General features: G+C 69.9%; 18 protein-coding genes. 15 read left to right on the top strand and 3 right to left on the bottom strand.

The window, feature by feature from the left end:
• The first annotated feature begins 79 nt into the window (after positions 1 to 79).
• From ACFOMP_RS11395 to ACFOMP_RS11375, 5 genes are all read left to right on the top strand, one after another.
• Positions 80 to 487, top strand: a complete 408-nt coding sequence (locus ACFOMP_RS11395) for a hypothetical protein (RefSeq protein ID WP_379030541.1) — start codon at positions 80 to 82, stop codon at positions 485 to 487.
• Positions 488 to 553: 66 nt separating this feature from the next.
• Entirely contained in the window at positions 554 to 1,546 is a 993-nt protein-coding gene (locus ACFOMP_RS11390; RefSeq protein ID WP_379030538.1) for a DUF1775 domain-containing protein, read from the top strand.
• Entirely contained in the window at positions 1,533 to 2,153 is a 621-nt protein-coding gene (locus ACFOMP_RS11385; RefSeq protein WP_289893481.1) for an SCO family protein, read from the top strand. Before ACFOMP_RS11390 ends, ACFOMP_RS11385 begins: the two co-directional genes overlap by 14 nt.
• A gap of 427 nt (positions 2,154 to 2,580) precedes the next feature.
• Positions 2,581 to 3,714, top strand: a complete 1,134-nt coding sequence (locus ACFOMP_RS11380) for an aminodeoxychorismate synthase component I (RefSeq protein WP_379030534.1) — start codon at positions 2,581 to 2,583, stop codon at positions 3,712 to 3,714.
• A complete protein-coding gene (locus ACFOMP_RS11375) occupies positions 3,666 to 4,301 on the top strand; it encodes an aminotransferase class IV family protein (RefSeq protein WP_379030531.1) in 636 nt (211 codons plus the stop codon). Before ACFOMP_RS11380 ends, ACFOMP_RS11375 begins: the two co-directional genes overlap by 49 nt.
• 5 nt (positions 4,302 to 4,306) lie before the next feature.
• Here the strand turns inward: ACFOMP_RS11375 and ACFOMP_RS11370 are convergent, their stop codons facing one another.
• Positions 4,307 to 5,071, bottom strand: a complete 765-nt coding sequence (locus tag ACFOMP_RS11370; protein ID WP_379030528.1) for an IclR family transcriptional regulator — start codon at positions 5,069 to 5,071, stop codon at positions 4,307 to 4,309.
• Positions 5,072 to 5,334: 263 nt separating this feature from the next.
• On the opposite strand from ACFOMP_RS11370, the gene nadA reads away from it, so the two are divergent.
• The 10 genes from nadA to ACFOMP_RS11320 all read left to right on the top strand — a co-directional run bounded on the left by nadA (position 5,335) and on the right by ACFOMP_RS11320 (position 21,928).
• Positions 5,335 to 6,387 (top strand): quinolinate synthase NadA, encoded by a 1,053-nt coding sequence (nadA, locus tag ACFOMP_RS11365; RefSeq protein ID WP_289893485.1) that lies wholly within the window; start codon positions 5,335 to 5,337, stop codon positions 6,385 to 6,387.
• A gap of 3 nt (positions 6,388 to 6,390) precedes the next feature.
• Entirely contained in the window at positions 6,391 to 7,959 is a 1,569-nt protein-coding gene (locus ACFOMP_RS11360; protein ID WP_379030525.1) for an L-aspartate oxidase, read from the top strand.
• Positions 7,956 to 8,807 (top strand): carboxylating nicotinate-nucleotide diphosphorylase, encoded by an 852-nt coding sequence (gene nadC, locus ACFOMP_RS11355; RefSeq protein ID WP_289893487.1) that lies wholly within the window; start codon positions 7,956 to 7,958, stop codon positions 8,805 to 8,807. The genes ACFOMP_RS11360 and nadC overlap by 4 nt, the downstream gene beginning before the upstream one ends.
• Positions 8,808 to 9,052: 245 nt before the next feature.
• Entirely contained in the window at positions 9,053 to 11,449 is a 2,397-nt protein-coding gene (locus tag ACFOMP_RS11350) for a glycogen/starch/alpha-glucan phosphorylase (protein ID WP_379030522.1), read from the top strand.
• Between the two features lie 17 nt (positions 11,450 to 11,466).
• A complete protein-coding gene (gene glgB / locus ACFOMP_RS11345; RefSeq protein ID WP_379030519.1) occupies positions 11,467 to 13,662 on the top strand; it encodes a 1,4-alpha-glucan branching protein GlgB in 2,196 nt (731 codons plus the stop codon).
• A gap of 43 nt (positions 13,663 to 13,705) precedes the next feature.
• Complete coding sequence (gene glgC, locus ACFOMP_RS11340) at positions 13,706 to 14,968, top strand: glucose-1-phosphate adenylyltransferase (protein WP_379030516.1); 1,263 nt, start codon at positions 13,706 to 13,708, stop codon at positions 14,966 to 14,968.
• Positions 14,965 to 16,365 carry a glycogen synthase GlgA gene (gene glgA, locus ACFOMP_RS11335; protein ID WP_379030513.1) on the top strand — a complete coding sequence of 467 codons (1,401 nt, stop codon included), beginning with the start codon at positions 14,965 to 14,967 and terminating at the stop codon, positions 16,363 to 16,365. Before glgC ends, glgA begins: the two co-directional genes overlap by 4 nt.
• Positions 16,365 to 18,458: a glycogen debranching protein GlgX gene (gene glgX / locus ACFOMP_RS11330; protein WP_379030511.1), complete on the top strand. Its 2,094-nt coding sequence runs from the start codon at positions 16,365 to 16,367 to the stop codon at positions 18,456 to 18,458. Before glgA ends, glgX begins: the two co-directional genes overlap by 1 nt.
• On the top strand, positions 18,451 to 20,286 hold the full coding sequence (locus ACFOMP_RS11325; protein WP_289893493.1) for a 4-alpha-glucanotransferase: 1,836 nt from the start codon (positions 18,451 to 18,453) through the stop codon (positions 20,284 to 20,286). Before glgX ends, ACFOMP_RS11325 begins: the two co-directional genes overlap by 8 nt.
• Before the next feature lie 10 nt (positions 20,287 to 20,296).
• Complete coding sequence (locus ACFOMP_RS11320) at positions 20,297 to 21,928, top strand: alpha-D-glucose phosphate-specific phosphoglucomutase (protein ID WP_379030508.1); 1,632 nt, start codon at positions 20,297 to 20,299, stop codon at positions 21,926 to 21,928.
• A 29-nt stretch (positions 21,929 to 21,957) separates the two neighbouring features.
• Here ACFOMP_RS11320 and ACFOMP_RS11315 read toward each other — a convergent pair whose 3' ends face one another.
• Both ACFOMP_RS11315 and ACFOMP_RS11310 read right to left on the bottom strand, forming a co-directional pair.
• Positions 21,958 to 22,296: a carboxymuconolactone decarboxylase family protein gene (locus ACFOMP_RS11315; RefSeq protein ID WP_379030505.1), complete on the bottom strand. Its 339-nt coding sequence runs from the start codon at positions 22,294 to 22,296 to the stop codon at positions 21,958 to 21,960.
• A 103-nt stretch (positions 22,297 to 22,399) separates the two neighbouring features.
• Complete coding sequence (locus tag ACFOMP_RS11310; RefSeq protein ID WP_379030585.1) at positions 22,400 to 23,542, bottom strand: alpha-D-ribose 1-methylphosphonate 5-triphosphate diphosphatase; 1,143 nt, start codon at positions 23,540 to 23,542, stop codon at positions 22,400 to 22,402.
• Positions 23,543 to 23,646: the final 104 nt, after the last annotated feature.

Genomic DNA, 23,646 nt, shown 5'->3' with positions numbered 1-23,646 from the left:
GCCGGGCTGCGGCACATTGTCCCTTTCCCTGCGCGCGGATTTCTGCCACCCCTGCGGCCGAAATCTCGCGGATGAAGGCATGGGCGCGCTGGCCGGACGAAAGCAGGGAACGGGAAGGGGCCACCGGCTGATCGGCTGGCTGGCCGTGCTGCCGTTCCTGCTGCTGTCGCTGATCGTGCCGGGCACCATGCTGGAGCGGGACGCCCGTGGCGGCGTCACCGTGGTGCTTTGCGCCGGCGACGATCTGGTCGAGATGGTCATGGCCGCCGATGGCAGCCTGTCCCCGGCCGGCAAGGCCCCGCATGGCGACCATCGGCCCTGCGACTGGGCGCCGCATGGCCAGCCGCTGCTGGGGGCCGACATCGCCGCGGCGCCGGCACCGCTGCTGCAGGCGCTGCATCTGGCGCGGGTGCTGGACCTGCCCGACCCTCTGTATCGCGCCGAGATGCTGGCGCCCTCGGCGCGGGGACCGCCGCGGCTCGCCTGACCCGAGCTTTCCGATCCGCGCGGCCATGGGCCGGCGGTTCACGCCCCTATTCAGACGAGAACGATCATGAAGAACCCTGTTTTTGGCGCGCTTTGCGCCTCGGCGCTGGCGCTGGCCGCCGCGCCGGCCCTTGCCCATGCCACGCTGGAACAGTCCGAGGCGCCCGCCGGCGCCGCCTATCGCGCGGTGATCCGCATCGGCCATGGCTGCGACGGCCAGGCGACCCAGACCCTGCGCGTGCAGTTGCCCGAGGGCTTCTACAACGCCAAGCCCATGCCCAAGGCCGGCTGGACGCTGGAAACGGTGAAGGGCCCCTATGCCCAGCCCTTCGACAATCACGGCACCCCGATGACCGAGGGCACGCGCGAGGTGGTCTGGTCCGGCGGCGATCTGCAGGACGATTGGTATGACGAATTCGTCATCCGCGGCACGGTCGGCGCCGATGTGACGCCGGGCACGGTGCTGTATTTCTCGACCGTGCAGGAATGCGCGGATGGCAAGGAGGAATGGATCGACGTCACCGGCAGCAAGGAAGCCCAGAATCCCGCGCCGGGCGTGACCGTCGTCGCGGGCAAGGCCGGGCATGGTCATGGCCATGGCGCCGCCGCCGCCGCCGCTGCCCCGGCTGCGCAGGCCGCGCCGATCACGCTGGGCGATCTGACGCTCAGCGGGCCCTTCACCCGCGCCACGCCGCCCGGTGCGCCGGTGGCGGGCGGTTTCTTGACCGTCGCCAATGCCGGTGCGGATGACCGGCTGGTCGCGGCCCGCGTCGATTTCGCCGGCCGGGCCGAGATCCACGAGATGGCGATGGAGGGCGATGTCATGAAGATGCGCCAACTGTCCCACGGGCTGGCGATCCCGGCCGGGGCGACGGTTGAACTGAAGCCCGGCGGCTATCACCTGATGTTCATGGATCTGAAACAGCCGCTGGTCGAGGGCGAGACGGTCAAGGTCACGCTGCAATTCGAGAAGGCGGGCGAAGTCGAGGTGCCGATGACGGTCGGGCCGATGAATGCCGGCAAGCGCGGCGGAAAGGATGGTGGACATGGCGGACATTAAGCAGGGCTCGCCGCTGCGCCCTCTGCGCTATGCGCTCTGGGCGTTGGTCGTGGTCGCGCTGGCGGTGGTCGGCTGGATGAAGTTCGGCGCCCCGCGCCTGGCCGAGGTCGCCGATGCCGGCACCGCCTCGCTGGGCCGCGGCGATTACCGGCTGGTCGCCACCGACGGCACCGAGTTCACCCAAGCGACGCTGAAGGGCCAGCCCTCGGCGGTGTTCTTCGGCTTCACCCATTGCCCCGATGTCTGCCCGACCACGCTGGGCGACATCGCTGGCTGGCAAGAGGAGCTGGGCGCGGATGCCGGCAAACTGCGGGTGTTCTTCGTCACCGTCGACCCCGAGCGCGACACGGTCGATGCACTGCGCGATTACGTGTCCTGGGTGCCGGGGGTGGTCGGCGTCTCGGGCGCGCCCGAAGAGGTCGCCAAGGCGGTGAAGGCCTTCCGCATCTATGCCCGCAAGGTGCCGCAAGAGGGCGGCGAATACAGCATGGACCATTCCTCGACCATGCTGCTGTTCGACGGGAACGGCGAATATGCCGGGCTGATCGGCTACCAGGAAGACCCCGAGCGTGCCATGGCCAGCCTGCGGCGGCTGCTCGAAAGCTGAACCCGACGGCGCCGGCCGGTCCGGCGCCGTTTCATTTCAGGGCTCCGCGGGGCGGTTTCCCCGAGGCTTGCCCGTGAACCGGAACGTCTGGGCGGACGGCTTCGGCATGCGCCAGCAAGGCGCAGGCCATGTGCTCCATCTTCTTCCCGGCCACGACACCGATCCGCGCCATCGCGATGCCGGATGCGCGGCGCTGTTCCTGAACGCGATCCCGTTCGTCCGTGGCGCGGCGCTGCGACGCCTGCCGGGCCGGTCCGGCGCCGGCCTGGCCGTCCGGCCGCCGGGCGATGCGCCTCCTCCTCCCCGCCGCCGCCGGACCTCCCATCCCCGGTCCATCGCCACCGCGGCATTGTCGCGCCGCTCCCATCGCGGCCATTGTTCCCGGCGCCCCGGCCATGCTACCTCGCGCCCGAGAATGGAGGCGCGCGTGATCCTTTGCGAATTCGGTCCTGACGGCGGGCCGGTCCTGTTCCGGGACCCGCGGGAATTGCTGGTGGTGACTCGCCCCGAGGAGGTCGCCGCCGCGCTCGACCATCTCGAGGCCCGGCGCCGGCAGGGCGCCTGGATCGCCGGCTACCTGTCCTATGAGCTCGGCTATGCGCTGGAGCCGGTGCTGGCCCGCGCCATGCCGGTCGAACGGCGTACGCCGCTGCTGGCCTTCGCCGTCCATGATGCGCCCGAACCGGCCCCGCCGCTGCCGGCGGGCGACATGGCCCGGCTGGCGCCACTGACGCCCATGATCTCGCAGCAGGATTACGCGGCCGCCTTCGCCCGCACCCGCGACTATATCGCGGCCGGCGACTGCTACCAGATCAACCTGACCTTTCCCCTCGGCTCGCGCCTGGTCTCCGGCTCGGCGCTGCAGCTTTACGCCGCGATGGCCGCGCGCCAGCCGGTCGGCTTCGGCGCCTATGTCGATCTGGGGCAGGGGCCGATCGTCGTCTCGCGCTCGCCCGAGCTGTTCTTCCGCCTGGATGCGCAGGGCCGGATCGAGGCGCGGCCGATGAAGGGCACGGCGCCGCGCGACCCCGATCCGGCGCGCGACGCGGCCTTAGCGGCGGCGCTGGCGGCATCGGAAAAGAACCGGGCCGAGAACCTGATGATCGTCGACCTGCTGCGCAACGACATCGCCCGCATCTCGCGCGTGGGCTCGGTGCGGGTGCCCGAGCTTTTCGCCGTCGACAGCTTCGCCACCGTCCACCAGATGAGTTCGCGCGTCGTGGGCCGGCTGGAGCGCCCGGCCGAGCTGGGCGCGATGCTGCGGGCGCTGTTTCCCTGCGGCTCGATCACCGGCGCGCCCAAGATCCGCGCCATGCAGATCATCCGCGAGGTCGAGCCGTTTGCGCGTGGCGTCTATTGCGGCGCCATCGGCTGGATGGCCCCGGACGGGGCGGCCTGTTTCTCGGTGGCGATCCGCACGCTGTCGGTCTGGCCGGATGGCGCGGTCACGCTGAATGTCGGCGGCGGCGTCGTGCAGGATTCGACCGCCGAAGGCGAATGGGAGGAGGCGCTATGGAAAGCCCGCTACGCGCAGGATCTGACGACCCCGGATTGCGGCTGATCGAGACGGTGCTGTGGGACGGTGCCGGCTGCCCGCGGATCGCGGGGCATCTGGCGCGGCTGGCGGCGGGGGCGGGGGCGCTCGGCTGGCCCTGCGATGCGCCGGCCGCCCGCGCGGCGCTGATCGCCCCCCCGGGCCGGCCGGCGCGGCTGCGGCTGACGCTGGACCGGGCCGGGCGGATCGAGGTGACGCGCGCGCCCCTGCCGCAGTCGCGGCCGGAATGGCGGCTGGCGCTGGCCGGCACCCGGCTCGATTCAGGCGATCCCTGGCTCCGGCTCAAGACCACGCGGCGGGCGCATTACGACGCCGCCCGCGCCGCGCTGCCCGAGGGGATCGAGGAGGTGGTCTTCCTGAACGAGCGTGGCGAGGTCTGCGACGGCACCATCACCACGGTCTTCTTCGACCGCGGCCAGGGGATGCGCACGCCGCCGCTGGCCTGCGGGCTTCTGCCGGGCGTGCTGCGGGCGGAGATGCTGGCCGAGGGCGCCTGCCGCGAGGACATGCTGCCGGCCGGGGATCTGCCGCATGTCCGGCTGTGGGTCGGCAATGCGCTGCGCGGGCTGATGCCGGCGGTCTGGGCGGGCTGAGCGGCTCAGATCAGCTCGGCCAGTTCCGCGGCGGCGCGGCGCAGGGCGGGCAGGTGCGACATCACCGCCTGCATCGACATGCGCTGGATCGGGGCGTGGAAGGTCAGCAGCGCCAGCACCCGGCCGCGCCCGTCCAGCGCCGGGACCGAGGCGCCGACCATGCCGGGAATGAACTCCTCCTCGTCCGTGGCATAGCCCTGCTTGCGGATGCGCCGGATCTCCTCGCGCAATGCGGTGGCAGAAGAGAGGGTGCGCTCGGTATGCGGGCGCAGCCGGGCATGGCGCAGGTAATGCTCGAAACTGCCGGGGTTCATGAAGGCCAGGCAGACCTTGCCGGCCGCCGTGGCGTGCAGCGGCACCCGGGTGCCCAGCGCGATCACCAGCCGCAGCGGCCAAGGCGTCTCCACCCGGTCCACATAGACCAGCGAATCGCCTTCGGGGATCGAGATCGAGCAGGTCTCGCCCACGGATTCGTACAGCCGCACCAGCACGTCATGGCGCGGCAGGTCGAACTGGGCGGCGTGCATCACCCCCAGCATCATCTCCCGCAGCTTGTGGCCGGGCAGGAAGCTGCGGCCGTCGAGCTGCCGCGACAGGTAGCCCTCCTGCTCCAGATTGGCGACGAGGCGGTGGATGGTCGGCTTGGGCAGACCCAGCTCGGCATTGATCTCGGTCGCGGTCAGCGGCCGGGCGGCGCGCGCCAGAACCTCCAGGATTTGCAGATTGCGCAGGCTGGGCGATGTGCCGGAGCTGGGGTGCATATCTTTCATGATCGGCCTCGACATTTCAGTCTTTTTACCCCGCCACCCCGGCAGGTCCAGAGCCGAGGCGGCGGATATGCCCGTTTTTCCTTGCTTTTGCCCGGAAATCCCCGGCCGCCGGCAAATGCGTCATCGCAGTGCAGCATTATCGTTGCCCCAGCGTCATCCTTCCTTTAGGTAACGCGACTCACGACCCCGGCGGCACTGGTATCATCGCTCGGCCGCGCTATATCGGGGACAGGCGCGACGCGGGCAGAGCCGGGGGGACCATCATGCTCGATCTGACGACCATTCGTGGCGAGTTGGCCTCGCATTACGATCTGGAGCCTTCGCTCGAACTGGCCGAGCGCATGGCCGACATCCATGCCCGCATGGGCCGCGTCATGCCCTGGCCGGACTGGGCGATCCATGCGCCCTATGTCGCGGCGATCAACCGGCTGAAAAAGGAACGCAATGCCGTGGTGCTGGCGCATAACTACATGACGCCGCAGATCTATCACGGCATCTCGGACGTGGTGGGCGACAGCCTGGCCCTGGCCATCGCCGCGACCAGGGTCGAGGAACAGGTGATCGTGCAATGCGGCGTGCATTTCATGGCCGAGACCTCGAAGATCCTGAACCCGCAGAAGACCGTGCTGATGCCCGACATGGAGGCCGGCTGCTCGCTTGCCGAAAGCATCACCGCCGAGGGCATCGCCCAGATGCGCGCCCGCTATCCCGGCGCGCCGGTGGTCAGCTATGTCAACACCACCGCCGAGGTGAAGGCGGCATCCGACATCTGCTGCACCTCGGCCAATGCGGCGCAGATCGTCGCGGCGATGGACAGCGACACCGTCATCATGACCCCCGACAAGTGGCTGGCGCAGAACGTCGCCAACAAGGTGCCGCAGAAGCGCATCGTCTGGTGGGACGGCGCCTGCATCGTGCACGAGCAGTTCACCGCCCAGGATCTGCGCGATTTCCGCGACTGGAATCCGGGGCTGAAGATCATCGCCCATCCCGAATGCCCGCCCGACGTGGTGGCCGAGGCCGATTACGCCGGCTCGACCGCCAATATCCAGGGCTGGGTCGAGAGCGAGCGGCCGAAGCAGGTGATGCTGGTCACCGAATGCTCGATGGCCTCGAACATCTCGGACGCGAACCCGGATGTCGAGTTCCTCGGTCCCTGCAACATGTGCCCCTACATGCAGAAGATCACGCTGGAGAAGGTGCTCTGGTCGCTGCACACCATGACCGGCGTGGTCGAGGTCGATCCGCAGGTCGCCGATCGCGCCCGGCTGGCGGTGCAGCGCATGATCGACCTGTCGCAGCGCCTGGCAGCCTGACGGATGCGCGAGGTCTCGACCGGCCGCGTCATCATCGTTGGTGCCGGACTGGGTGCGCTTTACGCGGCGTTGAAGCTGGCGCCGCGCCCGGTGCTGATGATCTCGCCCGAGGTCTTGGGCCAGGGCGCAAGCTCGGCCTGGGCGCAGGGCGGCGTGGCGGCGGCCATGGACCCTTGCGACAGCGCCGCGGCCCATGCCCGCGACACGCTCCGCGCCGGCGCCGGCACCGTCGATCCCGCCATCGCGGCGCTGGTCACGGACGAGGCGCGGGCGCATATCCTGGATCTGACCCGGCTTGGCACCCCCTTCGACCGCAGGCCGGATGGCGGCTATGTGCTGTCGCGCGAGGCGGCGCACGGCTTTGCCCGCGTCGTGCGGGTGCGCGGCGATCAGGCCGGGGCCGAGATCATGCGCGCCCTGGTCGCCTGCGTGCGCGAGGCCCCCTCGGTGCAGGTGCTGGAGGGGGTGATGGCCACCGGGCTGCGCGTCGAGGACGGCGCGGTCGCCGGGGTCGAGGTGGCGCTTTCCGGCCCGCAGGGTTCGGCACCGGTCCTGATCCGGGGGCCGGCGGTGCTGCTGGCGGGCGGCGGCTCGGGCGGGCTTTACGCGCTGACCACCAACCCGCCGCGCATTCGCGGCCAGGTGATCGGCATGGCGGCGCGAGCCGGGGCCGAGATCGCCGATGCGGAATTCGTGCAGTTCCACCCCACCGCCATCGATTGCGGCGAAGACCCGGCGCCGCTGGCCACCGAGGCGCTGCGCGGCGAGGGCGCGCATCTGGTCAACCGGCTGGGCGAACGCTTCATGCCGGCGGTGCATCCCGATGCCGAGCTGGCGCCGCGCGACGTGGTGGCGCGCGCGATCTATGCGCAAAGCCAGGCCGGGCTGCGGCCGATGCTGGATACCCGCGCCTGTCTGGGCGACCGCATCCTGACCGAGTTTCCGGCCGTGGCGGGGGCCTGCGCGCGGGCCGGCATCGACCCGACGTGCGAGCCGATCCCGGTGGCGGCGGCCGCGCATTACCACATGGGCGGCGTGGCGGTGGACAGCGACGGCCGCGCCAGCCTCGACCGGCTCTGGGTCTGCGGCGAGGCGAGTTCGACCGGGCTGCATGGCGCGAACCGGCTGGCCTCGAACGGGCTTCTGGAGGCGCTGGTCTTTGCCCGCCGCTGTGCGCTGTCGATCGAGGCGCGGCTGGGCCCGGCGCAGGCTGTGGCCCCGGTGACGCTGCCCGACCTGCTGCCGCCCGGCCCGGTGCCCGATCCGGCGCTGGTCGCCCGCCTGCGCCGCGCCATGACCGAGGGGGCGGGGGTGCTGCGCGATGCCGCGGGCCTGAGCCGCTGCCTGCGCGAGATCGCCGCCATCGAGGCGGCGCAGCCCGACTGCCCGGCGCTGCTGAACATGACCGCCACCGCCACGCTGATCGCCGCCGCGGCGCTGATGCGGCAGGAAAGCCGCGGCGCGCATTGCCGCACCGACTTCCCGCAGACCCTGCCCGAAGGCCGCCGCTCGCGCCTGACGTTATCGCAGGCGCTTGCCCTGCGCGCCTCGCTTGAACCGGAGACGACATGACCGAGATGCCCCCGCTGCCCGACCTGGTGCTGGAGCCGCTGCTGCGCGCGGCGCTGACCGAGGATCTGGGCACCTATGGCGACATCACCACCCGCACGGTGATCCCGGCCGGCACCCGCTACCGGGCGCGGATCGTGGCGCGCGAGGCGGGCGTGGCCTCGGGGATGCAACTGGCCGGCATCGCCTTCCGGCTGATCGACCCGGCGCTGGCGTGGCGGCCGCGCCATGCCGACGGCAGCCGTTTCCAGCCCGGCGACACCCTGGCCGAGATCGAGGGCGAGGCGGCCTCGATCCTCTCGGCCGAGCGGGTGGCGCTGAACTTCGCCGGCCGGCTGTCGGGCATCGCCACGCAGACGGCGGATTTCGTGGCCGAGACGGCGGGCACGAAGGCGCGCATCACCTGCACCCGCAAGACCACGCCGGGGCTTCGGCTGGTCGAGAAGCAAGCGGTGCTGCATGGCGGCGGCTTCAACCACCGCTTCGGCCTGTCCGACGCCATCCTGATCAAGGACAACCACATCGCCGCGGCGGGCGGGATCCGGCCGGTGCTGCAAGCGGTGAAGGCCCGCGCCTCGCACATGATGCGGGTCGAGATCGAGGTGGACCGCCTCGACCAATTGGCCCAGGTGCTGGAGGAGGGCGGCGCCGATGTCGTGCTGCTGGACAACATGGCGACCGCGCAGCTGCGCGAGGCGGTGGCGATGACCGCCGGCCGGGTGGTGCTGGAAGCCTCGGGCAATATGCGACTCGGCCGGGTGGCCGAGGTGGCGGCGACCGGGGTGGATTACATCTCGGTGGGCGCGCTGACCCATTCCGCCCGCACGCTGGATCTGGGTCTGGATTTCTGACCAGATCGTATCAATCCGAAAACCCATAACCCGTTCAGGCAGCTAAGCCGGATCTCTTGAAAAAGGCCGGCGGTGGGCCGGCCTTTCCGCGCCCGGCCGGCGACGGGCGTTTCCGCCACGTTCCGCCGAAAATCAGTTATCGCTAACATTTTCCCTTGCGCCGCTTGCGGTCTGACGTGCTTTAAGCAGAATCGGGGAAACGGCCCGCATTTCCTTGCCGGGGCCGCGACTGGACAGGGGAAAGCATGGCCAAGGACGAAATGCCCCAAAGCGATTTCCGCGACGCGATCCTGCGGCACCTGACCTATACGCTGGGCAAGGATCCGGATCATGCGCAGCTTTCCGACTGGCGGCTGGCGCTGAGCCATGCGGTGCGCGACCGCATCGTGGACCGCTGGATGGCATCGACCCGCGCCACCTATCGCGCCGATGCCAAGCGGGTTTATTACCTGTCGATGGAATTCCTGATCGGCCGGCTGCTGCAGGACAATATCGTCAACCTGCGACTGGCCGAGGCGGCGCAGGCGGCGATCGAGAGCTTCGGCCTCGCCAATTCCGACCTGCTGCTGGACGAGCCCGACGCGGCGCTTGGCAACGGCGGCCTGGGGCGGCTGGCGGCCTGCTTCATGGAGTCGCTGGCCACGCTGGGCTGCCCGGCCTATGGCTACGGCATCCGCTACGAGCACGGGCTGTTCCGCCAGAGCTTCGCCGAGGGCCGGCAGGTGGAAGCGCCCGAGGACTGGCTGGACCACCCCTTCGTCTGGCAGTTCGAACGCCCCGAGGCGCGTTTCACCCTGGGCTTCGGCGGCCGGGTCGCGACCCGCGACGGCCGCGCGGTCTGGGAGCCCGAAAATTTCGTGCAGGCCGAGGCCTATGACACGCCGGTCATCGGCTGGCGCGGCGCCTGGGCCAATACGCTGCGGCTCTGGGCCGGGCGGGCGGTGGACCCCTTCGACCTGGACCGCTTCAACGCCGGCGATTTCACGGCGGCCGCCGAGGCCGAGGCGCTGGCGCGCACCATCTCGCGCGTGCTCTATCCCGAGGATTCGACCGAAGCCGGCAAGCGGCTGCGGCTGACGCAGGAATATTTCTTCTCGGCCGCCTCGATCCGCGACATCCTGCGCCGCTTCGAGGCCGAGCATGCCGACCTGCGCCTGCTGCCGCGGAAGGTGGCGATCCAGATGAACGACACCCATCCGGCCGTCGCCGCGCCGGAACTGCTGCGCATCCTGCATGACGAACGCGGCCTGCCCTTCGACGAGGCGCTGGCCATCACCCGCGGCTGCGTGAACTATACCAACCACACGCTGCTGCCCGAGGCGCTGGAAAGCTGGGACGAAGGGCTGTTCTCGGACCTGCTGCCGCGCCACCTGCAGATCATCGACCGCATCGACGCGGCCGATGCCAAGGCCCATCCCGACCGCAGGAATGCCGCGCGCGACCACGGCAAGGTGCGGATGGGCGAGCTGTCCTTCATCCTGTCGAACCGCGTCAATGGCGTCTCGGCGCTGCATACCGGGCTGATGAAGACCACGGTCTTCGCCGACCAGCATCGCATCTGGCCCGACCGCATCGTGAACGAAACCAACGGCGTCACCCCGCGTCGCTGGCTCTTGGGCTGCAACCCGCGCCTGGCGGATCTGATCACCCGCAGCATCGGCGACGGCTGGATCGGCGATCTGGAGCAGCTGCAGGCGCTGGAGCCGCATGCCGCCGATGCCGGCTGGCTGCAGGACTTCGCCGCGGTCAAGGCCGCCAACAAGGCCGATCTGTGCGACTGGACCACCCGCGAGCATGGCGTGATGCTGAACCCGGATGCGCTGTTCGACGTGCAGATCAAGCGCATCCACGAATACAAGCGCCAGCACCTGAACATCCTGGAAGCCGTCGCGCTGTGGCAGGAGATGCGCGAGACCCCCTCGGCCGACTGGACGGCGCGGGTCAAGATCTTCGGCGGCAAGGCGGCGCCGGGCTATTTCTTCGCCAAGGACATCATCCGGCTGATCAACGACGTGGCGGCGGTCATCAATGCCGACGCGGCGACCAACGAGAAGCTGCAGGTCGTCTATCTGCCGAATTACAACGTCACCCTGGCCGAGCGGCTGATCCCCGCCGCCGATCTGTCCGAGCAGATCTCGACCGCCGGCAAGGAGGCGTCCGGCACCGGCAACATGAAATTCGCCCTGAACGGCGCGCCGACCATCGGCACGCTGGACGGCGCCAATGTCGAGATCCGCGAGCGCGTGGGGGCCGAGAACTTCTTCCTGTTCGGCCTGACCGCCGAGGAGGCCGAGGCCCGCCGCGCCGTCCCCGACCATGCCGCCCGCGCCGTGGCCGGCGATCCGCGCCTGACCGGTGCCATCGAGGCGATCCGCAGCGGCACCTTCAGCCCCGGCGAGCCCGACCGCTATGCGAATATCGTCGAGAACCTGACGCGGGCCGATTACTTCCTCGTCGCCTCGGATTTCGCCGATTACTGGCGGGCGCAGCGCGAGGTGGATTTCGCCTATGCCAGCCGCAGCGATTGGACGCGCATGGCGGCGCTGAACGTGGCGCGCTCGGGCTGGTTCTCGTCGGATCGCACGATCCGCGGCTACATGCAGGACATCTGGAACGCGCAAAGCCTGCTTGGGCAGGCGTGACGCCGCAAGGGGGAACCATGGCGCAGATCGACCCCAAGGAAGTCGCCGATCCCGCAGTGCTGACCCGCATCGCCGAGGGGCGTTTCGACGATCCCTTCGCGGTGCTCGGCCCGCATCTGCGCGGCGGTCAGCGCCATGTCACCGCCTTCGATCCCGGCGCGCAGGAACTGGCGGCGATGCTGGGTAGGAAGGCGTATCCGCTGGCGCCGGTCGAGGGCTGTCCCGGCCTGTTCCACGGCAAGGTGCCCGGCGCGGACCCCTATCTGCTGCGCGGCCGCCGGGACGGCGAGGAATGGCTGGCCGAGGACGCCTATCGCTTCGGCCCGGTGCTGGGCGAGCTTGACGAATACCTGCTGGGCGAGGGGCGGCACCAGCGGCTCTGGCAGGCGCTCGGCGCGCATGTGATCGCGCATCAGGGCGCGCGCGGCACGCATTTCGCGGTCTGGGCGCCCAATGCCCGCCGCGTTTCGCTGATCGGGGATTTCAACGCCTGGGACGGGCGGCGCCATGTCATGCGCCGGCGCGGCGCCACCGGCGTCTGGGAGATCTTCATGCCCGGCCTGGGCGAGGGCACCGCCTATCAATACGAGATCCTCGGCGCCTATGGCGGGCTGGCGCGAAAGGCCGATCCGGTCGGCTTCGGCGCCCAGCACCCGCCGGCCACCGCCTCGGTGGTGCGCGACATCGCGGGCTATGGCTGGTCGGATGGCGGCTGGATGGGGACGCGGGCCGAGGCGCAGCGCATCGACCGGCCGATCAGCATCTACGAGGTGCATCTGGGCAGCTGGCGCAGGAAGGACGGCGGCCGCCCGATCTCATACCGCGAGGCGGCGGTGGAGCTGGTGGACTATGTCCGCGACATGGGCTTCACCCATATCGAGCTGCTGCCGATCAGCGAATATCCCTTTGACGGCTCATGGGGTTATCAGCCGGTCGGGCTGTTCGCGCCGACCATCCGCTTCGGCCCGCCGCACGAATTCCGCGACCTGGTGAACGCCGCGCACAAGGCCGGGCTGGGGGTGATCCTCGACTGGGTGCCGGGGCATTTCCCGACCGATCCGCACGGGCTGGTGCAGTTCGACGGCACCGCGCTTTACGAACATGCCGACCCGCGCGAGGGTTTCCATCAGGACTGGAACACGCTGATCTACAATTACGGCCGCGCCGAGGTGATGAACTACCTGACCTCGAACGCGCTGTATTGGCTTCGGGAATATCACCTCGACGGGCTGCGGGTGGATGCGGTCGCCTCGATGCTCTACCGCGACTATTCCCGCGCCGAGGGGCAATGGATCCCCAACAAGGACGGCGGGCGCGAGAATTACGAAGCCATCGCCATGCTGCAGGAGATGAACCGCCTGACCTATGGCGAGGAACCGGGCATCATGACAGTGGCCGAGGAATCGACCTCATACCCCAAGGTATCGCGGCCGGTGCATGACGGCGGGCTGGGCTTCGGCTTCAAGTGGAACATGGGCTGGATGAACGACACGCTGGATTACATCAGGCGCGAGCCGATCCATCGCAAGCATCATCACCACCAGATGACCTTCGGCCTGCATTACGCCTTTTCCGAGAATTTCATCCTGCCGATCAGCCATGACGAGGTGGTGCACGGCAAGGGCTCGATGCTGGCCAAGATGCCGGGCGACGAATGGCAGAAATTTGCCAATCTGCGCGCCTATTACGGCTTCATGTGGGGCCATCCGGGCAAGAAGCTGCTGTTCATGGGCCAGGAGTTTGCCCAAGGCTCGGAATGGAACCACGATGCCGAGATCGACTGGGCCTGCATCGGCAAGCCGCTGCATCGCGGCATGCAAGCGCTGGTCCGCGACCTGAACGCGCTTTATCGCGCCACGCCCGCGCTTTACGCGCAGGATTGCGCCGGCGCCGGCTTCCAGTGGATCGAGGCCAATGATGCCGCCCATTCCGTCTATGCCTGGACCCGGCGCGGCGGGCCGGGCGATCCCGAGGCGGTGGTGGTCTGCAACTTCACCCCGGTCGAGCGCCGCGGCTGGCGCATGGGCTTTCCGCAGCCGGGCGAGTGGCGCGAGGCGCTGAACACCGATGCCGCGATCTATGGCGGCACCGGGCGCGGCAATCTGGGCCGCGTCGCCGCCCTGCCGGGTGGGAGCCATGGCCAGCCCGCCCATGCCGATCTGGTGCTGCCGCCGCTTTCGACCCTGATCTTCGTGAAGGACGACAGGATGTAACCATCCCGCGCGCAGGTGCCGGGTAAAGAGGGAGGGGATAGAGATGGTCCAGCGTGAGGAAAGGCTTTCCAGACGATCCATGGCCTTCATTCTGGCCGGCGGCCGCGGCTCGCGCCTGCGCGAACTGACCGACAAGCGGGTGAAGCCCGCGGTCTATTTCGGCGGCAAGTCGCGGATCATCGACTTCGCGCTGTCGAACGCGCTGAACTCGGGCATCCGCAAGATGGCGCTGGCCACGCAATACAAGGCCCACAGCCTGATCCGCCACGTCCAGCGCGGCTGGAACTTCTTCCGGGCCGAGAGGAACGAATTCCTCGACATCCTGCCCGCCTCGCAGCGCTATGACGAATCGATGTGGTATCGCGGCACGGCGGATGCGGTGGCGCAGAACATCGACATCATCGACAGCTACGGCGTCGATTACGTGCTGATCCTGGCCGGCGACCATATCTACAAGATGGATTACGAGCTGATGATCCGCCACCATGTCGAGGCGGGCGCGGACGTGACCATCGGCTGCCTGACCGTGCCGCGGACCGAAGCCTCGGCTTTTGGCGTCATGGCGGTGGACGGCAAGGACGTCATCACCAGCTTCCTGGAAAAGCCCAAGGACCCGCCCGGCACGCCGGACGATCCGGATGTGACGCTGGCCTCGATGGGCATCTATGTCTTCCGCTGGGACTTCCTGCGCGACCTGTTGATCCGCGACATGCAGGACGAGAGGTCCAGCCACGATTTCGGCAACGACCTGATCCCGCAGATCGTCAGGAACGGCAAGGCGCAGGCGCATCGCTTCGCCGACAGCTGTGTGCGCGCGCCCGGCGATCCGGTCTATTGGCGCGACGTGGGCACCGTCGATGCCTTCTGGCGGGCGAATATCGACCTGACCGACTTCAATCCCGAGCTGAACCTCTGGGACCGCGACTGGCCGATCTGGACCTATTCCGAACTGGTGCCGCCGGCGAAGTTCATCCATGACGAGCCGGACCGCCGCGGCAGCGCCGTCAGCTCGCTGATCTCGGGCGGCTGCATCATCTCGGGCAGCGAGATCCGCGAGTCGCTCTTGTTCACCCAGGTCCACACCAATTCCTATTCCAGCCTGGAACGCGCGGTTGTGCTGCCCTATGCCAATGTCGCGAGGCACGCGCGTTTGACCAACGTGGTCATTGACCGCGCCGTCAGAATCCCCGAAGGCCTCGTGGTCGGCGAGGACCCCGAGGAGGACGCGAAATGGTTCCGCGTCTCGGAAGGCGGCGTCACGCTGATCACGCAGGACATGCTGGATCGAAGGGAAGCGTCTTTATGAGGGTTCTGTCCGTCGCCTCGGAATGCGTGCCGCTGGTCAAGACCGGCGGGCTGGCCGACGTGGCGGGGGCGCTGCCGGCGGCGCTGGCCGGGCACGGGGTCGGGATGCGGGTGCTGCTGCCCGGCTATCCGGCGGTGCTGGCCGCGCAGGCCAAGGCGCCGGTCGTGCGCAAGATCCCCGAGCTGTTCGGCGGCCCGGCCCGCATCCGGCGCGGCGCGCTGGGGGATGCGGGGCTTTACATCCTTGACGCGCCGCATCTTTTCGACCGGCCGGGCGGCATCTATCTGGGGCCGGACGGCCGCGACTGGCCCGACAATCCGCAGCGTTTCGCCGCGCTGTCCAAGGCCGCCGCCCTGATCGCCGCCGAGGGGATCGAGGACTGGCGCCCGCAGGTGCTGCACCTGCACGACTGGCAGGCCGGCCTGACCCCGGTCTATCTGCGCCGGGCGGGGGTGCGGGACGTCCGGACGCTGCTGACCATCCACAACATCGCCTTCCAGGGCCTGGCGCCGGCGCATATGCTGTCGGCGCTGCAATTGCCGGCGGATCTGTTCAACCCGCGCGGCTTCGAATACTGGGGCAAGATCTCGGCGCTGAAGGCGGGGATCGTCTTTGCCGACAGGATCTCGACCGTCAGCCCGACCTATGCCGAGGAGCTGATGACCCCGGAATACGGCATGGGCATGGAGGGGGTGCTGGCCGACCGCGCCGGCGATTTCACCGGCATCCTGAACGGCATCGACCTGGACGCCTGGAAGCCGCCCTATGCCGCGCCAGACGGCAAGGCGCCGCATCGCGCCGCGCTGCGCAAGGAGTTCGCTCTGCCCGAGGCCGAGGGGCCGCTTTGCGTGGTCGTCTCGCGCCTGACCGGGCAGAAGGGGCTGGACCTGCTGATCGAGGCGCTGCCGGCGCTGTTGGAAAACGGCGGCCAGCTTGCGGTGCTGGGCTCGGGCGATCCCGGCCTGGAGGCGGCGTTTTCGCAGGCCGCCATCCGCCATCCCGGCGTCGCCTTGCGGCTGGGCTATGACGAGCCGCTGTCGCGCCGCATGATCGCCGGCGGCGACGCCATCCTGGTGCCCTCGCGCTTCGAGCCCTGCGGGCTGACCCAGCTTTACGGGCTGCGCTTCGGCACCCTGCCGCTGGTGGCGTTGACCGGCGGGCTGGCCGATACCGTCATCAACGCCTCGGCCGCCGGGCTGGCTGCCGGCGTGGCGACCGGGCTGCAGTTCCACCCGGTCGATGCCCGGGCGCTGTCCCGGGCGCTGTCGCGGCTCTGCGCGCTCTGGCGCCAGCCTGCCGTCTGGCACCGCATGATGGAAAACGCCATGGCGCATCCGGTCGGCTGGGACGCCTCGGCCCGCGCCTATGCCGGACTGTTCGGGGCGATGGCCGCCTGATGACCCAATTGCGCATCCTCGAGGGCCGGGCGGAACCGCTGGGCGCCACCTTCGACGGCGAGGGCGTGAACTTCGCCGTGTTCTCGGAACATGCGCGCCGGGTGACGCTGTGCCTGTTCTCGGCCGACGGCCGGTCCGAGACGCATCGGCTGGACCTGCCGGAACGCGACGGCGATGTCTGGCACGGTTATGTCCCCGGCCTGCGCCCCGGCCAGCTTTACGGGCTGCGTGCCGACGGCCCCTATGCGCCCGCCGAGGGGCACCGTTTCAACTATCACAAGCTGCTTCTCGACCCCTATGCCAAGCGGCTGACCCGGCACCCGGTCTGGCACGACGCGCTGATGGGCTACACGGTCGGCGCGCCCGAATCCGACCTGAGCTTCGACCGCCGCGACAGCGCCCGCTTCATGCCGCGCTGCGTGGTCGAAGACCCGTCCTTCGCCTGGGGCCCCGACCAGCCGCCGCGCCGCGACATCGCCGAGACGGTGATCTACGAGGCGCATGTCAAGGGCCTGACCGAAGCGCATCCCGATGTCCCGCATCGCGGCACATTTCTCGGCCTCGCCTCGGACCCGGTTCTGGAGCATCTGCAGAACCTGGGCATCACCGCGCTGGAGCTGCTGCCGGCGCAGGCCTTCCTCAACGACCGTTTCCTGCTGGAAAAGGGGCTGGTGAACTATTGGGGCTACCAGACGCTGGGGTTTTTCGCTCCCGACCCGCGCTATCTGGCCAGGGGCCAGATCGCCGAGTTCCAGCACATGGTCGCCCGGATGCACGCCGCCGGCATCGAGGTCATCATGGACGTGGTCTATAACCACACCGGCGAGGGCAACGAGCTTGGCCCGACGCTCAGCTTCCGCGGCCTCGACAACCGCAGCTATTACCGGCTGCAGGACAATCCGCGCCATTACGTGAACGACACCGGCACCGGCAACACGCTGAACGTCAACCACCCGATGGTGCTGCGCATGGTCATGGATTCCTTGCGCTACTGGGTCGAGGTCATGCATGTGGACGGCTTCCGCTTCGACCTCTGCGCCACGCTGGGCCGGCGGGTGCGGGGCGGCTTCGACCGCAGCGCCTCGTTCTTCGATGCGATCCGGCAGGATCCGGTGCTGACCCGGGTGAAGCTGATCGCCGAACCCTGGGACATCGGCCCCGGCGGCTATCAGCTGGGCGGCTTCCCGCCGCCCTTCCTGGAATGGAACGACAAGTATCGCGACGGCATCCGCCGCTTCTGGCGCGGCGACGCCCGGCAGGTGCCGGAACTGGCCGACCGCATGGCGGGTTCGGCCCGGCAGTTCGACCATTCCGGCCGGCCCGCCACGGCCTCGGTGAACTTCCTGACCGCGCATGACGGCTTCACGCTGATGGATCTGGTCAGCTACTCCGAAAAGCACAACGCCGCCAATGGCGAGGAGAACCGCGACGGCCATCCGCAGAATTTCTCGGACAACATGGGCGCCGAGGGGCCCAGCGACGCCCCCGCCATCCTGGACGCCCGCGCGCGGCGGCGCCGCAACCTGCTGGCGACGCTGCTGTTGTCGCAGGGCACGCCGATGCTGCTCGGCGGCGACGAGCTGGGCAATTCGCAGGCCGGCAACAACAACGCCTATTGCCAGGACAACCAGATCGGCTGGGTGGACTGGTCGGCGGCCGATCCGGCCTTCCTGGACTTCACCCGCCGGCTGATCGCCTTTCGCCGCGCCCATCCGATCCTGCGGCAGAAGCGTTTCCTGCATTCGCGGCCGCGCCTGACCGACGGGCTGCCCGACCTGTTCTGGCTGCGCCCGGATGGCGCGCAGATGACCCCGGCCGATTGGGGCAATCCCGAGCTGCGCGTGCTTTGCGCCGAGCTGCGCATGGCCGCCGGCACCCCGGAATATGCGCAGCGCGAGGAGGCGCTGTTTCTGGTCTTCAACAACGGCCAGCCGCTCGAGGTGGTGCTGCCCGAGCGCCCGGCGGGCTGGCGCTGGCGGCTGCACCTGGACACCAGCCGCCCCGACCTGGCCCCGCATCTGGTCGAGGCCGAGCGGCTGGCGGTGGACGGCCGGTCCGTGCTGGCCTTCGATCTGGAGCGCGCGGATGACTGACCCCCGGCAGGCCCTGGCCGGGCGGATGGGCGTGCTGCCGGGCTTTCACGACCTTGCCGGCCAATGGCGCGAGACCCCGGTCGAGACGGCGGTGGCGCTGCTTGCCGCCATGGGCCTTGCCGTGCCGACCGCGGCCGAGGCGCAGGCGGCGCTGGACGACCACGCCGACCGCCTGCCGCAGGACGTGATCTGCGCAGCCGGTTCCCGGCCCGACCTGTCGCTTGGCGACTGGCAGCTGGCCTTCGAGAGCGGCGCCGAGGCCGAGGGGCGCGGCCCGCTGCCCGAGCTGCCGCTGGGCATCCACCGCCTGCGGGCCGGCGGCCGGGACTATACGTTGCTCGCCGCCCCGCCGCGCCTGCCGGGGCCGGCGCGTTGCTGGGGGCTGGTGGCGCCGCTTTACGGAATCTCGGAAACCGGGATCGGCAGCTATGCCGATCTGGCGGTGCTGGCGCGGGGCATGGCCGGGCAGGGCGCGGGGTTCCTGGGCATCAACCCGGTCCATGCCGGCTTTCCGACCGAGCCGCGGCTGTTCAGCCCCTATACCCCCTCGCACCGCCGGCGGCTGAACGTCATCCACCTGCCCGGCGGCCCCGGCACCCCCGGCCCGCGCATCGACTATGCCCGCGACATCCCGGCACGCATGGCGGCCTTGCGGGCGGAATACGACGCCTTTCCCGGCGATCCCGGTTTCGACGCCTGGCAGGCGGGCGAGGGCGAGGGCCTGCAACGCTTCGCCCTGCATCAGGCGCTGTCGGCGCGGCTGGGGGGCTTCTGGGGCGACTGGCCGGCGACGCTCGCCGCGCCCGACATGCCCGCCGCCCTTGCCGCGCGGGCCGAGCTGGCGGCCGAGATGCGCTTCCACGCCTGGCTGCAATGGCGGGCCGAGCGGGCCCTGGCGGCAGCCGGGCAGGCGGCGCGCGACGGCGGCATGGCGCATGGGCTCTATCTCGACCTTGCCGTCGGCACGCATCCCTTCGGTGCCGAGACCTGGGAGGACCGCGCGAGCTTCGCGTTTGGCGCCTCGCTCGGCGCGCCGCCCGACGCCTTCGCCCCGCAGGGCCAGAACTGGAGCCTTGCGCCCTTCAGCCCGCCGGGCCTGCGCGCGCAAGCCTATGCGCCGCTGGCCGAAACCCTGCGCCGGCAGCTGCAATTCGCCGGGGTGCTGCGCATCGACCACATCCTGGGCTTCGAGCGCGCCTATTGGGTGCCCGATGCCGCGCCCGGCGCCTATGTCGCCATGCCGCGCGACGCCATGCTGGCCGTGGCCCGGATCGAGGCGGCGCGCGCCGGCAATGCGGCGATCGTCGGCGAGGATCTGGGCAACATCCCCGACGGCCTGCGCGAGGCGCTGGCGGCCTCCGGCATCCTCGGTTGCCGGGTGGCGATGTTCGAGCGCGCGGGCTGGCATCCGCCGGCCTTCCGCCCGGCCGAAGCCTATGACCGCGACGCCATCGCCAGCTTCTCGACCCACGACCTGCCGACCTGGCGCGGCTGGCGGCAGGGCGCCGACATCACCGCCCGCGCCCGCATCGCCGGGCGGGAAACCGCCGCCGGCCAGCAAGAACGCGCCGAGGAGGTCGCCGCCTTCGACCGACTGCTGCCCGATCCCGGTATCGACGCGCTGCACGGCTTCCTGGCCCGCACGCCCTCGCTTCTGGTGGCGGTGCAGGCCGAGCTGCTGCTTGACATGGCCGACCAGCCGAACCTGCCCGGCACGGTCGGCGACTATCCGAACTGGCAGTTGCGCCTGCCGGTGGCGGCCGGGGATTTCCCGGCATTGCCCTCGGTCGCGCGGACTGCCAGCATCATGCGCGACCACGAACGCTAAGGAGAGGTCCATGACCGTTCACACCGTCCCGACCAAGCCCATCGCGGGGCAAAAGCCCGGCACCTCGGGCCTGCGCAAGAAGACCCCGGTCTTCATGCAGCCGCATTACCTGGAAAACTTCGTGCAGGCGATCTGGAACGGCACCGGCGGCGCCGCGGGCAAGACCTATGTGCTGGGCGGCGACGGGCGCTATTTCGGCGACCGCGCCGCGCAGGTCATCCTGCGCATGGCGGCGGCCAGCGGCGCGAAGAAGGTGATCGTCGGGCAGGGCGCGCTGCTCTCCACCCCCGCCGCCTCGCATCTGATCCGGCTGCGCGGGGCGGATGGCGGCATCATCATGTCCGCCAGCCACAATCCCGGCGGCCCGACCGAGGATTTCGGCGTCAAGTACAATACCGGCAATGGCGGCCCGGCCCCCGAACCGGTGACCGAGGCGATCTTCGCGGCCACCAAGGCCCTGACCGAATACCGCATCCTCGACGCGCAGGACGTGGACCTGTCCCGGCCGGGCAGCACCAGCCTGGGCGATATGCAGATCGAGGTCGTCGATCCCGTCGCCGACTATGCCGAGCTGATGCGCACGATCTTCGATTTCGCCAAGATCCGCGCGCTGTTCGCCGACGGCTTCCGCATCCGCTTCGACGCCATGCACGCGGTGACCGGCCCCTATGCCAGGGCGATCCTGGAGGGCGAGCTGGGCGCGCCGGCGGGCTCGGTGGTGAATGCGGTCCCGAAGCCCGATTTCGGCGGCGGCCATCCCGACCCGAACCCGATCTGGGCCAAGGAGCTGATGGACGCGATGTTCGGCCCCGATGCGCCGGATTTCGGCGCCGCCTCGGATGGCGACGGCGACCGCAACATGATCGTCGGCCGGAACTGCTATGTCACGCCCTCGGACAGCCTGGCGGTGCTGGCGGCGAATGCCAGGCTGGTCCCGGCCTATGCCGGCGGCCTCAAGGGCGTGGCCCGGTCGATGCCGACCTCGCGGGCGCTGGACCGGGTGGCGGAAAGCCTGGGCCTGGCCTGCTACGAGACGCCGACCGGCTGGAAGTTCTTCGGCAACCTGCTCGATGCCGGCCGCGCCACGCTTTGCGGCGAGGAAAGCGCCGGCACCGGCTCGGACCATGTGCGGGAAAAGGACGGGCTGTGGGCGGTGCTGTTCTGGCTGAACCTGCTGGCCGAGCGCCGGCAGCCGGTGGCCGAGATCATGGCCGGCCATTGGGCGCAATACGGCCGCAACTACTATTCCCGCCACGATTACGAGGCGGTGGATGCCGCCGCCGCGAACGGGCTGGTCGATGCCCTGCGCGCGCGCCTGGCCGATCTGCCCGGCCGGACCGCCGCCGGGCTGCGCATCGAGGCGGCGGACGAGTTCGCCTATGACGACCCGGTGGACGGCTCGCGCACCGAGGCGCAGGGCCTGCGCATCCTGACCGAGGGCGGCGGCCGCATCGTGCTGCGCCTGTCCGGCACCGGCACCGAGGGCGCGACGCTGCGCGTCTACCTGGAACGGGTCGAGACCGATCCGGCCCGAATGCAGGACGACCCGCAGCGGGCGCTGGCGGGCATCATCGCCGCCGCCGACGAGATCGCCGGCATCCATACCCGCACCGGCCGCACCCAACCCGACGTCATCACCTGAACCGCGGCGGCGGAGCGGCGGCGGCGGGATCAGCCCGCCGCCAGCTCGTCCCAGCAGGCCAGGGCGTGGCCGGCATACATCATGCCCGGCCCGCCGCTCATCTGGATCGCCATGGCCAGCACGCCGGCCAGCTCCTCGCGGCTGGCGCCGGCCTTCATCAGCGCCTCGACATGGAACAGGATGCAGGGCTCGCAGCGCTGCACGATGGCCATGCCCAGCGCGACCATCTCGCGGGTCTTCGCCTCCAGCGCCGGGCCGGCATCCACCGCCTGCGACAGCGCCCCGAACCCCTTCATCACCTCGGGGATGGCCTTATTCATCACCCGCAGCTCGCCCCGCATCCCGTCGATCTTGGCCCTGTAGCCCATGGCTTGCCCTCCTTGGTTCCGGCAGGCCGGTGCTAGCCCGGCCGCAAGCGGCGCGGCTTGATCCAGGTCAATTTATCTGCGAATTTACGAAGATAAGCGGGGATCAGGCGCGGCGGCCGCGCACCCAGGTCTCGCGCATCACCGGCGTGTCGTCCATCATCGCGAAGCGGATCAGGTCGGCGCGCAACCCCGCCGCGATCGCGCCGCGATCCGCCAGCCCCGCCGCCCGCGCCGGGTTGGCCGTCACCGTCGCTATGGCGCGGGGCAGGTCGTCCCAGATCCGCGCCAGGATCAGCGCCCCGGCCAGCAGGGCCGAGGGCACGTAATCCGAGCTGAGGATGTCCAGATGCCCGGCCCGCGCCAGCTCGGCGGCCGAGACATTGCCGGAATGGCTGCCGCCGCGGATCAGGTTCGGCGCCCCCATCATCACCATGATGCCATGGTGGTGGCAGGCGGCCGCCGCCTCGGGCGTGGTGGGGAATTCCGCCAGCCGCACGCCATGGCCGGCCGAGACCGCGACATGTTCGGCGGTGGTGTCGTCATGGCTGGCCAGCACCGCGCCCAGCCGATGCGCGATCTCGACCGCCGCCGCCTCATGCGCATCGCCGAACCGGGCGCGCAACGCCTTGAGCCGGGCGACGTGATCGGCGAATGCCGCGTCGGAAAGCTTGTATTTCCCCTGCACATATTGCGCGAGCTTGGCGATGTCGCGGAACTGGCGCTGGCCCGGCGTGTGGTCCATCAGGCTGATGATGCCGACCCGGTCCCCGGGGCCGAACTCGTCCAGTTCCGCCAGCAGGGTTTCCGAGCAGACCTCGGCGCGCAGATGCAGGAAATGGCTGATGCGCAGCACGCCGCGGCTGCGGATGGCGGCCAGTTCATGCGCCAGTTCGCGGGCATATTTGTCGTAATCCTCGTCCGGCCCCTCATTGGGGATCGAGCCGACGCGCATGGCGTCGAAGACGGTGGTGATGCCGCAGCCCGCCAGTTCGGCGTCATGCGCCAGGATGGCGCCGGCATGGGGCCAGTTCACGCCGGGGCGCGGGCGCATGTGGCGTTCCAGGTTGTCGGTATGCAATTCGACCATGCCGGGGGCGAGGAAATCGCCGGCCATGTCCAGGGCGCCGGTCGGGACCGCCGCGCCCGGCAGGATCCCGGCGATGGCGCCGTTCTCGATCACCACCGCGCCGGGGGTCACGGTCTCGGGCAGGATCAGGCGGGCATTGGCGAGGATGGTTCGGGTCATCGGGCTTTCGGGCGTGGCGTTCGGGTTCCGGCAAGGCAAGGGGTGGCCGATTGCCGCGCCATGGTCAAGCGCGATGCCGGCGCGGCCGGGGGTGGCGGGGGGGG

This window comes from Paracoccus simplex (assembly GCF_042648325.1).
GTDB lineage: Bacteria > Pseudomonadota > Alphaproteobacteria > Rhodobacterales > Rhodobacteraceae > Paracoccus > Paracoccus simplex.
This window is presented reverse-complemented; position numbering and strand designations above follow the sequence as displayed.

Coding starts and splice junctions, on each gene's coding strand:
- ACFOMP_RS11395 (WP_379030541.1), top strand. CDS start 80: ATGGGCGCGCTGGCCGGACGAAAGCAGGGAACGGGAAGGGGCCACCGG.
- ACFOMP_RS11390 (WP_379030538.1), top strand. CDS start 554: ATGAAGAACCCTGTTTTTGGCGCGCTTTGCGCCTCGGCGCTGGCGCTG.
- ACFOMP_RS11385 (WP_289893481.1), top strand. CDS start 1,533: ATGGCGGACATTAAGCAGGGCTCGCCGCTGCGCCCTCTGCGCTATGCG.
- ACFOMP_RS11375 (WP_379030531.1), top strand. CDS start 3,666: ATGGAAAGCCCGCTACGCGCAGGATCTGACGACCCCGGATTGCGGCTG.
- ACFOMP_RS11370 (WP_379030528.1), bottom strand. CDS start 5,071: ATGAAAGATATGCACCCCAGCTCCGGCACATCGCCCAGCCTGCGCAAT.
- nadA (WP_289893485.1), top strand. CDS start 5,335: ATGCTCGATCTGACGACCATTCGTGGCGAGTTGGCCTCGCATTACGAT.
- ACFOMP_RS11360 (WP_379030525.1), top strand. CDS start 6,391: ATGCGCGAGGTCTCGACCGGCCGCGTCATCATCGTTGGTGCCGGACTG.
- nadC (WP_289893487.1), top strand. CDS start 7,956: ATGACCGAGATGCCCCCGCTGCCCGACCTGGTGCTGGAGCCGCTGCTG.
- ACFOMP_RS11350 (WP_379030522.1), top strand. CDS start 9,053: ATGGCCAAGGACGAAATGCCCCAAAGCGATTTCCGCGACGCGATCCTG.
- glgB (WP_379030519.1), top strand. CDS start 11,467: ATGGCGCAGATCGACCCCAAGGAAGTCGCCGATCCCGCAGTGCTGACC.
- glgC (WP_379030516.1), top strand. CDS start 13,706: ATGGTCCAGCGTGAGGAAAGGCTTTCCAGACGATCCATGGCCTTCATT.
- glgA (WP_379030513.1), top strand. CDS start 14,965: ATGAGGGTTCTGTCCGTCGCCTCGGAATGCGTGCCGCTGGTCAAGACC.
- glgX (WP_379030511.1), top strand. CDS start 16,365: ATGACCCAATTGCGCATCCTCGAGGGCCGGGCGGAACCGCTGGGCGCC.
- ACFOMP_RS11325 (WP_289893493.1), top strand. CDS start 18,451: ATGACTGACCCCCGGCAGGCCCTGGCCGGGCGGATGGGCGTGCTGCCG.
- ACFOMP_RS11320 (WP_379030508.1), top strand. CDS start 20,297: ATGACCGTTCACACCGTCCCGACCAAGCCCATCGCGGGGCAAAAGCCC.
- ACFOMP_RS11315 (WP_379030505.1), bottom strand. CDS start 22,296: ATGGGCTACAGGGCCAAGATCGACGGGATGCGGGGCGAGCTGCGGGTG.
- ACFOMP_RS11310 (WP_379030585.1), bottom strand. CDS start 23,542: ATGACCCGAACCATCCTCGCCAATGCCCGCCTGATCCTGCCCGAGACC.